10 protein-coding genes are annotated in these 13,697 nt (G+C 62.4%); all 10 read right to left on the reverse strand.

The features are described from left to right. Positions 1–51: 51 nt before the first annotated feature. Positions 52–1,272, reverse strand: a complete 1,221-nt coding sequence (locus KI810_RS01400) for an argininosuccinate synthase (protein WP_214173700.1) — start codon at positions 1,270–1,272, stop codon at positions 52–54. A gap of 300 nt (positions 1,273–1,572) precedes the next feature. Next, positions 1,573–2,484, reverse strand: a complete 912-nt coding sequence (gene argF / locus KI810_RS01405; protein WP_214173701.1) for an ornithine carbamoyltransferase — start codon at positions 2,482–2,484, stop codon at positions 1,573–1,575. Between the two features lie 19 nt (positions 2,485–2,503). Continuing rightward, positions 2,504–3,700, reverse strand: a complete 1,197-nt coding sequence (locus tag KI810_RS01410) for an acetylornithine transaminase (RefSeq protein WP_214173702.1) — start codon at positions 3,698–3,700, stop codon at positions 2,504–2,506. A 133-nt stretch (positions 3,701–3,833) separates the two neighbouring features. After that, positions 3,834–4,712, reverse strand: a complete 879-nt coding sequence (gene argB, locus KI810_RS01415) for an acetylglutamate kinase (protein WP_214173703.1) — start codon at positions 4,710–4,712, stop codon at positions 3,834–3,836. Between the two features lie 154 nt (positions 4,713–4,866). Beyond that, complete coding sequence (locus KI810_RS01420; protein WP_214173704.1) at positions 4,867–5,991, reverse strand: ATP-binding response regulator; 1,125 nt, start codon at positions 5,989–5,991, stop codon at positions 4,867–4,869. Positions 5,992–6,017: 26 nt separating this feature from the next. Next, positions 6,018–8,660, reverse strand: coding sequence for an alanine--tRNA ligase (gene alaS, locus KI810_RS01425; protein WP_214173705.1), 2,643 nt, complete (start codon positions 8,658–8,660; stop codon positions 6,018–6,020). A gap of 51 nt (positions 8,661–8,711) precedes the next feature. Then, positions 8,712–9,173, reverse strand: coding sequence for a regulatory protein RecX (locus tag KI810_RS01430; protein ID WP_214173706.1), 462 nt, complete (start codon positions 9,171–9,173; stop codon positions 8,712–8,714). Between the two features lies 1 nt (position 9,174). Further along, positions 9,175–10,329 (reverse strand): type IV pilus twitching motility protein PilT, encoded by a 1,155-nt coding sequence (locus tag KI810_RS01435; protein ID WP_214173707.1) that lies wholly within the window; start codon positions 10,327–10,329, stop codon positions 9,175–9,177. 3 nt (positions 10,330–10,332) lie between these two features. Then, positions 10,333–11,349 carry a recombinase RecA gene (recA, locus tag KI810_RS01440; protein ID WP_214173708.1) on the reverse strand — a complete coding sequence of 339 codons (1,017 nt, stop codon included), beginning with the start codon at positions 11,347–11,349 and terminating at the stop codon, positions 10,333–10,335. Positions 11,350–11,492: 143 nt separating this feature from the next. Beyond that, entirely contained in the window at positions 11,493–13,667 is a 2,175-nt protein-coding gene (locus tag KI810_RS01445) for a sensor histidine kinase (protein WP_214173709.1), read from the reverse strand. Positions 13,668–13,697 lie beyond the last annotated feature (30 nt).

Raw genomic sequence — 13,697 nt, forward strand, 5'->3', positions numbered from 1 at the left:
TGTCCCTGCAGATAGAGATTTGAAGGGGCACCCAGGGGGCACCCCCGTGGGTCATTTTTTCTTGTTGGCCTGCATGAGTGACTGAATCCGCATCCGCAAGCTGTTGATCTTGATGAACCCTTCGGCGTCGGCCTGGTTGTAGACCTTGTCCTTCTCGAACGTGGCGAAGTCCAGGTTGAAGAGGGAGTCGGTCTCGGACTTGCGCCCGACAGTGCGGCAGTGCCCCTTGTAGAGCTTCAGGCGGGCCACACCGTTCACCGTTTTTTGCGAATCGTCGATAAGGGTCTGGAGCATGAGCCGTTCCGGGGAGAACCAGTAGCCTGCGTAGACCTGCCAGGCGTACTGGGGGATGAGGGAGTCGCGAATCCGCAGCACCTCCCGGTCCATGGTGATCTGTTCAACCGCCATGTGGGCCTCGCGGAGGATGGTGCCCCCCGGGGTCTCGTAGACGCCCCGGGACTTCATCCCGACCGAGCGGTTCTCCAGCAGGTCAACCCGGCCGATGCCGTGCTGGCCGCCGATGTAGTTCAGATGGGCCAGGAGCTGCGCCGGGCTCATCTTTTCGCCATCCACCGCCACCGCGTTGCCGTTCCTGAACTCGATCTCCACGTACTGGGGCTTGTTGGGTGCCTTCTCCGGCTTGACGGTGAGGACGTACATCTCTTCGGGCGCCTCAGCCCAGGTGTCCTCCAGGATGCCCCCCTCGAAGGAGATGTGGAGGAGGTTCCGATCGCTCGACCAGGGGCGCTTCTTGGTGATCGGGATCGGGATGCCGTTCTTCTTGGCGTAGGAGATCAGGGCTTGGCGGCTGTTGAGCTTCCACTCCCGCCACGGCGCGATGACCGTGATGGCAGGGTCGAAGTGGTAGTAGCCGAGCTCGAAGCGGACCTGGTCGTTCCCCTTGCCGGTGGCGCCGTGGGAGACGGCGTCCGCCCCCTCGATCTTCGCGATTTCCATCTGCCGCTTGGCGATGAGCGGGCGGGCGATGGAGGTGCCGAGGAGGTAGTGCCCCTCGTAGATGGCATTGGCGCGGAACATGGGGTAGACGAAGTCACGGACGAACTCTTCCTTCAGGTCGTCGATGTAGACCTTGTCCGCGCCGGTTGCCAGGGCCTTGTCCCGGATCGGGGTCAGCTCGTCCCCCTGTCCCAGGTCGGCGGAAAAGGTGACCACCTGGCAGCCATACTCGTTCTTCAGCCACTTCAGGATGATGGAGGTATCCAGCCCGCCGGAATAGGCGAGGACGATCTTTTTCACTTCTTTCTTGGCCATTACGCTCTCCTTTTCGTGTTTTTCATAAGACATATTCTGAGGCACGTCGATTTTTCGTCAGGTCAAGGCGCCCAAGGAAACCCGCGGAGGCCCTCACCCGGCCTTTGGCCACCCTCTCCCGGAGGAAGAGGATAACTGTATCCCTTCTCCCTTTGGGAGAAGGATAGGATGAGGAGCATTACGCCGTACAATTGCACTTGTGAAATTGGACTACGAAGGCGCCCCGAAGGGGGCGGCCGTCAGGCCGAGTCACAAGGAGTTTCCGCAGGGCAACGCTGAGATGGCGGAAAAGCGGCGTGCCTAACCCATCAGGGTGGCCATGATGGCTTTTTGTATATGCAGTCTGTTCTCCGCCTCGTCCCAGACCGCCGAATGGGGACCCTCGATGACGTCGTCAGCAATCTCCTCCCCCCGGTGGGCGGGGAGACAGTGGAGCACCATGCAGTTCCCCCTGGCCAGGTTGACGAGGGACTCGTCCAGCTGGTAGCCGGCGAACGCCTTTTCCCGCTCCTTCTGCTCCGCCTCCTGCCCCATGCTGGCCCAGACGTCGGTGTTGAGGACATCGGCGTCCTTTACCGCCTCTTTCGGGTCGCCGGTCAGGGTGATCCTGCCGGGAGCCTTGGCCTGCGCCCACGCCATCACCTGCGCGTCCGGCTCGTACCCCTTCGGGCAGGCGAGGGCAAGGTCGAAGCCGAAGATTGCCGCCGCCTCGATCCAGGTATTGGCCATGTTGTTGCCGTCCCCCACCCAGGCGATCTTGAGCCCTTCATAGCTCCCCCGCGCCTCGATGACCGTGAAGAGGTCAGCCATGATCTGGCAGGGGTGGAACAGGTCGGTGAGGCCGTTGATCACCGGCACGGAACTGTATCGGGCGAACTCGTCCACGATCTCCTGGCCGAAGGTGCGGATCATCACCCCGTCGCAGTAGCGTGCCAGGATCCGGGCCGTGTCCTTGATCGGCTCCCCCCGCCCCATCTGGGAGGTGCCGGAGGAGATGAAGAGGCCATGGCCGCCCAGTTGGTAGATACCCACCTCGAAGGAGATCCGGGTCCGGGTGGAAGACTTCTCGAAGATCATGGCGAGGGCCTTCCCCTTGAGGAGATGGTGCTCAACCCCCTTCTTCTGCTTCGCCTTGAGGTCCCGGGTCAGGGTGAACAGGTCGTCCAGCTCCCCCTTGGTAAAGTCGCTCAGTTTGAGAAAATGGTTCTGCATCGTCCGTCCTTGTCCCCTCTCAGGGGGTTATTTCCGCCAGGATGCCGTCGAGGATCACGATCATCCGGTCAATTTCCTGCTTGGTCACCACGAGGGGGGGAACGAAACGGAGCACCGTATCGTGGGTCACGTTGAGGAGCACTCCTCGCTCCAGTCCCTTCTTCACGATGTCTCCGGCGGGAAAGGCGAGGCCCATGCCGATCATGAGGCCGATGCCGCGCACCTCGGTGATGAAGGGGTATTTCCCCTTGAGCGCTTCAAGTTCACCCAGGAGGTAGTCGCCGATCTCCTCGGTCCGGTTGAGGATCCCCTCCTCCAGAATGGTCCTAACCGTCGCCACTGCCGCCGCGGTTACGAGGGGGTTACCGCCGAAGGTTGAGCCGTGGGTGCCGGGCGAGAAGGCGACCGCTACCTCGTCCCGCGCCAGCATGGTGCCGATGGGGGCGCCGCCGGCCAGCGCCTTGGCCAGGGTCATGATGTCGGGGGTGACGCCGAAATGTTCATGGGCGAAGAGCTTGCCGGTCCGCCCCATCCCCACCTGGACCTCGTCGAAGATGAAGAGCAGGTTGTGCTCGTCGCAGATCTGCCGCACTGCCTGGAAATAGCCGGGGGACGGGACGTTCACCCCTCCTTCCCCCTGGATCGGCTCCAGCATCACCGCGCAGGTATTGGGGGAGATGGCAGCCTTGAGGGCCGGCACGTCGTCGAAGGGAACATGCCGGAAGCCGTGGAGGAGCGGGTCGAAGAACTTCTGCACCTTCTCCTGGCCGGTGGCGGAAACGGTCGCCATGGTCCGCCCGTGGAACGACTCGGCAGCGGTGATGATCTCATAGCGGTTCTCGCCGTACTTCTCGCGGCTGTACTTCCTGGCCAGCTTGATGGCCGCCTCGTTGGCCTCGGCGCCGCTGTTGCAGAAAAACGCCTTGTCGGCGAAGGAGTGGCTACAGAGCAGCTCCGCCAGCTCGATCTGCTGGGGAATATTATAGTAATTGGAGCAGTGAATGAGGGTCGCCGCCTGCTGCTGCAGGGCCGCCACCACCTTGGGATGGCAGTGCCCCAGGTTGTTGACCGCCACCCCCGCCAGGAAATCCAGGTATTCCTTCCCGTCCGCATCCCAGAGCCGGCACCCCTCCCCCCGCACCGGGACGAGGGGGTAGCGGCCGTAGGTCTTCATGACATACTTGTCAGCTTTGGCAATCCATTCAGCGGAATTCATTTTTTCGTACCTTTCGTGAAACGCGAATTTTTCGCAAGATCAAGGCTGTCGAAGGCCAGCGCGGAGGCCTAGCAGCGCTAGGCCGCACAAGCTGGCCTGAAGACTTACGCAGATATTGCGGAAAAGGCGCGTTTCATTTCTGTATCTCCGTTCCAACACCTACGTCGGTAAATATTTCCAATAATACCGCGTGGAGCACGCGGCCGTCAACGATGTGGGCCTTCTTCACCCCCTCACGGAGGGCGTCGACGCAGCAGGTCACCTTGGGGATCATCCCGCCGGTGATGGTGCCGTTGTCGATGAGGGCCGGGACGTCATCCAGGGAGATGCTGGTCAGCAGTTCACCGGCCTGGTTTTTCACCCCGGCGACGTCGGTGAGGAGGATCAGCTTTTCCGCCTTGAGGGCACCGGCCACCTTCCCCGCCACCAGGTCGGCGTTGATGTTGTAGCTCTCACCCTGTTCACCCACCCCCACCGGGGCGATGACGGGGAGGAACTTGCCGTGCTCCAGGGTCTGGATCAGCTCCTGGTTCACCTTGACCACATCCCCCACGTAACCGATATCCACCAGTTCCACGCATCCGTCTTCCTGCTTCACCTCCTGCAGGAGCTTTTTGCAGAGGAGCAGGTTGCCGTCCTTCCCCGACAGTCCCACCGCCCGGCCGCCATGCTGGTTGAGGTAGCCGACCACATCCTTGTTAACCTGGCCGGTCAGCACCATCTCCACCACCGCCATGGTTGCGGCGTCGGTGACCCGCATCCCCCTGACGAACTCGGAGACGATGCCGTACCGCTTGAGGGTTTCGTTGATCTGGGGACCGCCACCATGGACGACGACCGGATTGATGCCGAGGGACTTGAGGAGGATCACGTCGAGGGCGAAGGACTCCTTGAGCGCCTCGTCGGCCATGGCATGGCCGCCGTACTTGATGACGATGGTCTTGCCGGCAAAGCGCCTGATGTAGGGAAGCGCTTCCATCAAGGTCGTGGCTTTTTCGATCAGTTTCTGCATCCTGGCTCTCCGTCTGGTCGCTGGCGGCCGGCAGCGACGGTGAACCCCCGTCTGCCAAAACCGAAAGGTGTAACTATAGCAGAAAAGCCCAAAGAATCAATAGCAAAGAGGGGTTAGCACTGCAGGTGGAACCGGTGGACATGGGAGGAGCGTGTCAGGGCTGCTGAGGGGATTGCGCCGGAAGGGTGATGGTGACCCGGGTGCCGCGCCCCGGTTCACTCTCCATGGTAATGGTGCCGCCATGGAGGCGGACGAACTGGCGCGCGTAGTAGAGGCCGAGACCGAACCCGCGGATCTGGCCGGTCTTGGCGATGTCCACCTGGTAGAACTTCTCGAACACCTTGGGGAGCTCCTCACGGGCAATCCCTTCCCCTCCGTCCTCCACGGTGATCCGGCAGAGATCGCCGTCCCGCGTAAGGGAAATGACCACGCTCCCCGTCTCCCGGGAAAACTTGTAGGCATTGTCGATCACCTGCTTGATGGCAAAGGAGATCTTTTCCCGGTCAAAGAGGAACTCGGGGAGCGGTTCGAGGTCAAAGCGGGTTTCCACCCCCGGCCTGCGGGGGACCTCCCTGGATGACTGGAGGGCCTCCATGATCAGGTCGCCGAGCAGGACCGGTTCGAGCCTGAGTCCCCCCGTGTCCATCACCCGCGTGAAGGCGAGGAGATCGGCCACCAGCCGCTCCAGGTAGCACGACTCTTCGTAGACCAGCCCCAGGTTGCGACGGCTTTCCGGATTGTCGGGATCGTACACCCCGCCGGACAGGTTCTGGAGGAAGAGGGAAATGGACGTGATGGGGGTGCGGAACTTGTGGGAGATGAGGGAGAGGAAGTTGGACTTGAGTCGGTCCAGGTTCCTGAGGTTGGCTACCTCTTCCTTGAGGGCCTTCTTGTCCAGCGCCTTGTCCACGGCGGTCTTGAGTTGGAGAAGGTTGAGCGGCTTGGAGATGAAATCGTCCGCATCCGCCTTGAGGGCATTGAGGATGATCTCCTTCTCGGCAAAGCCGGTCATGACGATGACCACGAGCGTCGGGTCCATCTCCTTGAGCCGCTTCAGGAGTTCGATGCCGGTCATTCTCGGCATCATGACGTCGGTAAGGACGACGTCGACCCCTCCCCTGGCGAATATCTCCAGCGCCTCCTCGCCATTACCCGCCTGCAGCACCGTGTACCCCTTGAGGGCCTTGCTGCAGAGATCGCGAATGATCGCCTCATCGTCCACGATCAGTATGGACCGGGATACCTGGTCTCCGGCGGGCTGTTGACTCGTTTCAGTCATGGGCGCTCTCGTCGTGTACACCGTTGTCAGGCGGAGGTGGCGCTGATGAGATCATATGCCTTCTGCAGGGCGTCGGCCAGCTGCTCCGGACGGCTGCCGCCGGCTTGCGCCAGCTCGGGTTTTCCGCCACCGCTGCCGCCGATGAGGGGAGCGAGGGACTTGATCAGATCACCCGCCCTGTACCGGCCTGTCAGGTCCCGGGAAACGGCGACCAGCAAGTTTGCCTTGCCGTCACCGGTGGAGCCGAGTACCACGATCCCCGATCCGAGACGCTCCTTGAGGTTGTCGGACAACTCTCGCAGCCCCTTCGGATCAGCCCCCTTGACCTCGGCGGCAAGGACTTTCACGCCGCCGACCTCCTTCACCCCTGCCAGGAGATCGGCCGCCGCGCCGGCGTTCAGCCGCGCCTGGAGAGTCTCGATCTCCCGCTGCAGCTCCTTCTGCCGGGAGAGGAGGCGCTCCAGCTTCTCGATGGGGCTTCCCCCCTCGGCTTTCACCATGGCCGCCACCCGCTGCAGGTCATCCTCGAGTTGCTGGACATGGGAGATGGCACCCGTGCCGGTAAGGGCCTCTATCCGCCGAACCCCGGCGGCGATCCCGCTCTCGGAGAGGATCTTGAACAGGCCAATGTCGCCGGCCGCGGTGACATGGGTGCCGCCGCACAGCTCGGTGCTCACATCCCCCACCGCCACAACCCGGACCCGCTCCCCGTACTTCTCGCCGAAAAGGGCAGTGGCGCCGCTCGCCATCGCCTCGGCGGTGGTCATCTCCTGGGAGTCCACCGGGGCATTGGCCATGATGTAACCGTTCACCAGTTCCTCCACCCGCCGCAACTCGTCGGTGGTGACTGCAGAGAAGTGGGTGAAGTCGAAGCGGAGACGGTCGTGCTCCACCAGGGAGCCGGCCTGTTTCACGTGGTCTCCCAGGACCTGGCGGAGAGCCGACTGGAGGAGGTGGGTCGCCGTGTGGTTGCGGGCAGTCGCCAGCCGTTCGGGAACCATCACCCGCAGATCAACAGCGTCGCCGACCCGTAGGGACCCGTCTTTCACCACGGCCCGGTGGACGATCAGGTCCGGATAGGGCCGCAGTGCCGTCGTCACCTCCAGGTGGGCGCTGCCGCTGGAGATGGTCCCCCGGTCACCTTCCTGCCCCCCCGAGGCGCCGTAGAAGGGAGTCTTGTCGGTGACCACATCCACCACGTCGCCGCTGTTCGCCTCGCCGACCGCTTCACCTCCCCGGATAAGGGCGGAGACCACGCCGTAGGTGGTCTGTTCGTCGTAGCCGGTGAAGATGGAGCGGAGCCCCTGGCCGTGGAGGGATTTGTACACCTCGGCGATCCCCTCTTCTCCCGATCCCTTCCAGTTTTCCCGGGCCTGGTTCCGCTGGCGCTCCATGGCGAGGGCGAATCCGTCCTCGTCCACGGTCATCCCCTCGGCGGCGATGATATCGGCCGTCAGGTCGACGGGGAACCCGAAGGTATCGTAGAGACGGAAGACCGCCTCGCCGGGGAGAACGGTCTGGCCGGACTTCTTGAGATTCGCAACCTCATCGTTGAGGATGGCGAGTCCCCGGTCGAGGGTCTCGGCAAAGCGCTCCTCCTCCGCCAGGATAACCTTCTTGATATAGCTCTCCCGTTCCAGCAGTTCAGGGAAAGCCTCGCCCAGCAGGGTGTTGACGGCATCAACCGTCCGGTAGAGGATCGGTTCGGCGAAACCGAGCATCTTGGCATGACGGGCGGCGCGGCGCATGATGCGGCGCAGCACGTAACCACGTCCCTCATTGCTCGGCAGCGCCCCGTCACAGATCAGGAAGGTGACGGCCCGGGCATGGTCGGCAATGACCCGCATGGAGACGGAATCCCGCTCGTCCGCCCCGTACTGCTTGCCGGAAAGCCTGGCTACGAACTGGATGATCCCCTGGAGGAGGTCGGTATCATAGTTGGAGGTGACCCCCTGCATGACGGTGCAGATCCGCTCCAGCCCCATGCCGGTGTCGACGGAGGGCTTGGGGAGGGGGGTCAGGGTACCGTCGGCGGAACGGTTGAACTGCATGAAGACGTTGTTCCATATCTCCATGTACCGGTCACAGTCGCATCCCACCGCGCAGGTCGGGCTGCCGCAGCCGGTGCCGGGACCGTTGTCCCAGAATATCTCGGAGCAGGGACCGCAGGGGCCCGTATCACCCATGGACCAGAAATTGTCCTTCTCGCCGAAGCGGTAGATCCGTTCCCGCGGCACCCCTTCCTGGAGATGCCAGATGTCGGCCGCCTCGTCGTCGTCCTGGTAGACGGTGACATAGAGGCGGTCCTTGTCCAGGCCGAGATCCCTGGTGAGGAACTCCCAGGCGAAAGCGATAGCCTCCTTCTTGAAGTAGTCGCCGAAGGAGAAATTGCCGAGCATCTCGAAAAACGTGTGGTGGCGCGCCGTCCGGCCCACGTTCTCCAGGTCGTTGTGCTTGCCGCCGGCCCGGACGCACTTCTGGGAGCTGCACGCCCGGACGTAGTCCCGCTTTTCGAGCCCGAGGAAGCAGTCTTTGAACTGGTTCATCCCCGCGTTAGTGAAGAGAAGGGTCGGATCGTTATGGGGAATAAGGCTGGAACTGGCCACCACCGCATGGCCCCGCTCCTGGAAGTAGCGGAGAAAACGCGCTCTGATCTCTTTTCCTGTCATGCACACCCCTGCTTAGAAAATAGTAAAAAAAGGCTGCCGGTCCGGCAGCTCTCACTCATTGTCCCGCAACACCCTGAACAGCAGCCCGGCTGAAAAGCCGCGCCGCTGCAGATACCCCATGACCCGCCGCCGGTCACGGTCCGACGCCGTCAGCGGATCGAAGGCGGGGAATTTCCGGGCCAGGATCTCCCTGACCAGTTCCCGCTCGTCGTTGTGAGCTGCGATCCCGGCCAGGGTCTCCGCAACGATCTCGGGAGAAAACCCCCGCCGCGTCAGTTCCATGCGCAGCTTCGGGCCGAAGCCCCGGCCGCTGCGCACCGCCGACTCTGCCCACTGGCGGGCGGAGCGCCGGTCATCCAGATATCCCAGATCCTTGAGCCGGGCGACAACCCCATCCTGGACCGCACCCTGGTATTCCCGGTCCCCCAGCTTGCGACGCAGTTCGGCCTCGCTGTGGTCGCGCCGTGAAAGTATCCGCAGCGCGGCGGCAAAGGCCTGCTGCGCCTGGTCCATGTCAGTACTTGTCCACCTTCAGGCTGTCCCCTTCGCCATCCCCTCCACCTTCGCCGCCAAACTGGTCCCAGGTGGAGTTTGAGGTGGACGAAATGCCGGACACCTTGAGGGCGAAGTCGTCGGGGTTGCTCGACTGGCGCAGCGCCTCTTCGTAGGTAATCAGCTTCCCCGTATAGAGTTGCATGAGGGACTGGTCGAAGGTCTGCATACCGTAGGAGACGAACCCCTGGGCAATCGCATCCGGGATCTGCTTGGTCTTTTCCTTGTCGTCGATGCATTCGCGGATCCGGGCGGTGCCGATCATTACCTCGACGGCAGGCACCCGCCCCTTGCCGTCGGCCCGGGGAACGAGGCGCTGGGAGACGACCCCCTTGATGACGCTGGAAAGCTGCATCCGGATCTGCCGCTGGTGGAAGGGGGGGAACACGGAAATGATCCGGTTGATGGTTTCGGCGGCATCCAGGGTGTGGAGAGTTGACATGACGAGGTGCCCGGTTTCGGAGGCGGTCAGCGCGGTCTCGATGGTTTCCAGGTCGCGCATCTCCCCCACAAGGATGACATCCGGATCCTGGCGCAGGGCGCTCCGGAGGGCGTTGCCGAACGAGGCGGTGTCGAACCCCACCTCCCGCTGGCTGACGATGCTCTTCTTGTCCTTGTGCAGGTACTCCACCGGGTCCTCGACGGTGATGACGTTGCAGGTCCGGTTGTCGTTGATGTAGTCGATCATGGACGCCAGGGTGGTGGACTTGCCGCTCCCCGTCGTTCCGGTAACCAGAAGCAGGCCGCGCTCCTCCAGGGCGAGCTTCTTGAGGACCGGCGGCAGGTTGAGGGAGTCGATGGAAGGGATGCCGAAGGGTATGGAACGGAGCACCATGGCGACGCTCCCCCGCTGGGAGTAGACGCTGACCCGGAAACGCCCCAATCCCGGCACACCATACGCCAGGTCGGTCTCGTAGCTCTCGTCGAACTGCTTCTTCTGCTTTTCGCTCATGATCCCGTAGGCCATGTCGGCAACCATTTCGGGAGAGAGCCGGGGGGCATTGGGGATAGGGCGCAGCTTGCCGTCGATCCGGACGATGGGGGGAAGGCCGGATTTGATGTGCACATCGGAGCCGCGCGCCTTGACGGCAATGGTCAGTATCTCGTTAAGGTCCATGGTTTACGCCTTCGCTTCGGCGGCCGCGCCCCGGGAAAGCCCCAGCTCGCCGAGCAGCCTGGTTTCGATCTCCGTGACCAGTTCCGGGTGCTCCTTGAGGAACAGCCGGGAGTTCTCGCGCCCCTGGCCGATCCGTTCCTTGCCGTAGGAGAACCAGGCGCCGCTCTTCTCGATAATGTTCTTCTCCACCGCCATGTCGAGGATATCCCCCTCGCGGGAGATCCCTTCGCCATAGAGAATGTCGAACTCAACCTCCCGGAAGGGGGGGGCTACCTTGTTCTTTACCACCTTGACCCGGGTCCGCGACCCGATGACGTCGTTCCCCTGCTTGAGGCTGGCGATCTTCCGGATGTCCATACGTACCGACGCGTAGAACTTGAGGGCGTTCCCCCCCGTCGTCGTTTCCGGGTTGCCGAACATCACCCCGATCTTCATCCGGATCTGGTTGATGAAGATCACGCAGCAGTTGGACTTGGAGATGATGGCGGTGAGCTTGCGCAGGGCCTGGGACATGAGGCGGGCCTGGAGCCCCATGTGGGAGTCTCCCATGTCACCTTCGATCTCGGCCTTGGGAACGAGGGCCGCCACCGAGTCGATGACCAGCACGTCGATGGCGCCGCTTCTCACCAGGGTTTCCGCTATCTCAAGGGCCTGTTCCCCCGTGTCCGGCTGGGAAACGAGGAGGTCGTCGGTCCGGACCCCCAGTTTGCGGGCGTAACCGATATCCAGGGCGTGCTCGGCATCCACGAAAGCGGCGATTCCCCCCTGTTTCTGGGCCTCCGCCACGATGTGGAGGGCGAGGGTCGTCTTCCCCGACGATTCGGGACCGAATATCTCCATGATCCTCCCCCGGGGAACCCCGCCGACGCCGAGGGCCATGTCGAGGGAGATGGCGCCGGTGGATATGGCAGCGATATCCGGCAACGGCTCTTCTTTTCCGAGCCGCATGATGGCACCTTTGCCGAACTGTTTCTCTATCTGGCTCAACGCCAGGTCGATCGCCTTCTCTCTATCCTGCATGTACTTTGCCTCCTCGGTTTGAATAGATGTCCGCCCGACCATCCTGACTGGCAGAAACGTAGCCACAGATAGTTTCCGGATGGAAACTAGCATAGTTAGCACGCTATTTTCAACATTATCTTTACTGGCATGGGGGAGAACGGTCAGCCGGCGGGAGAATCTTCCGGCGGGTGTGAGCCCCAATCTCGTCTGGAGTGAAAGTCCGGGGCGGATTCGGCGCGCATGAACGGCAACGCCGGCTGGCTGACCCCCTCTTCCATGGGGAGAAGAAAGATGAAGGCGCTGCCCGACTCCCCGCCGGCATCCCTGAAGGGGCTTTCCACCCAGACCATCCCCCCCTGGGCCTCCACCATTCCCTTGACGATGGACAGGCCGAGACCCGGCCCTTTCCCCTGGAACTTGTGACAGCCACTGGAATGGTGGCGTATGTCGCCGATCCCGTAAAACTTCTCGAATATTTGCAGCTGTTCGTCGTCGTCGATACCGATGCCGCTGTCCTGTACCGCCACCTGCAGATAACAGGTGGCTCCCATCTGTTCTAAAAACAGGGGGTTGAAACGACAGAGGGTCTCCTCCTTGCCGATCAGACCGGCCCGGTCGACCACCTGGGCAGCGACAACGATCCCCCCCCCGTCGGGGGTGAATTTGATGGCATTTTCAAGCAGTTCCATGAAAATATCGGTAAGAAATTCCCGGTCGCCGGAGAAATGGGGAAGGGACTCCACACCGCGGGTCGCAATAGTCTGCCCCCGTTCTTCCAGAAGCGGCTGGAACTGGGAGAGAACCAGATCCAGAACCTCCGACAGATGGAGGGTCGTCCTTATCATGGTGGCTGCCTTGGATTCAAGGCGGGCAACCTTGAGAAGGTCGGTGACGATCTCGTTGAGGCGCGCCCCCCCCTTGTGGATCATCTCCAGCAGCTGCCGTTCCTCGTTGTTCAGGGTGCCGCCACGGTTCTCCAGGAGATACTCGGCACTGCCGAGTATCCCGGTCAGGGGGGTCCGGAACTCATGGGATATCAGCCCGAGGAAATGGGTTTTCATCCGGTCCAGGCGCTCCAGATCCAGGTTCGCCTGTTCGATGAGGGCAAGGTTCTTCTTGAGACGATGCTGGGAGAGGGTAAGCTGTCTGCTGTTCTTCTCCAGCAACCGGTGGGAGCGGAGCAGTTCGCCGGTCTTCAGGTTGAGTTCGGCGAACAGCATGGCGTGCTCGATGACGATGCCGATCTGGTTGCCGATGGTGGTGCCAAAGGTGAGTTCTTCCGGCGAATAGGTCCGCCGGGTGTGGGACATGACGTGCATGATGCCGATGAGGCGGCTCTTGGCAAACAGGGGAAGTCCGACCATGGCGCGCCAGCCGTCGGTAACGGCCAGTTGCCCCATTCTGCAGGGGGTTTCGTGCAGGTCGGAAAAGGCGTGGCAGTGCTGGGTGGCCATGACCTGGCAGGGGCCGCCGCAGTGCAGATCGTCCCGTGCCGCCTGTGAGGCGAACTCATCCGACAGGTTATGCTGGACACCCATCCGGAGGGATGTGCCATCCTCTCCCAGGAGGTGGATCACCCCCGCCTCGGCGCCAAATACCTCCAGGTTTTCCTTGAGGGTTACCTCAAGCACCTTGGGAAGGTCGAGGCTCTGGTTCGCCCGCGCCACGATGCTATTGAGGAGGGAAAGCTCCCGGTTGCGCTGCCGGACCTCCCGCTCGGACCGGTATTTCTGGGTGACGTCCCGGACGATGGCGTGGACCACCTTCTCGTCGCCGAGGTCGATGAGGCGCGCCTCGATTTCCCCGAGAAACCGTTCGCCGTTTCTCCGCCGGAAGGTTATGCCGCCGACCCGGACCCTCCCCCGCCGCCTGACCCGCAGGACCAGCGAGGTGAACTTGTCCTGCACGTCTTCCGCCACCAGGTCCTTGCCGTGCAGGGAGGCCAGTTCCTCCTGGCCATAGCCGAACAGCTCGGTTCCCCGCCGGTTGACCTCCTCCAGGATGCCACTGTCGACGTTGAAGACGAAGATGGCGGTGCCGGCCCCTTCCAGGAGGCTCTTGTACCGGAGGGCAGTCTTGTCCACTTCTCGCCGCATCTCCAGGAGTTCCCGGGAATGGGAGGCCGCTGCCAGGCCGACCGTTTTTCTGCTGGCCATATGCAGTAGCACCAGCGCGGTCACCAGGCCGAAGAGCGTTATCAGATCGAACAGACGGGACAAGAGGGTCGAAGGGACGTGATTAAAGAAGAGAAGAACCTCAAGGATGACGCTGATAACAATCAGTCCGAGAACCCACGTGAGGGACTTCAGAGTTGTATTACTGCTGGCAGGCGTCATGGCACCGCTCTCCACCGGACAACCGGCGGG

The organism is Geomobilimonas luticola (genome assembly GCF_018476905.1).
GTDB lineage: Bacteria > Desulfobacterota > Desulfuromonadia > Geobacterales > Geobacteraceae > Geomobilimonas > Geomobilimonas luticola.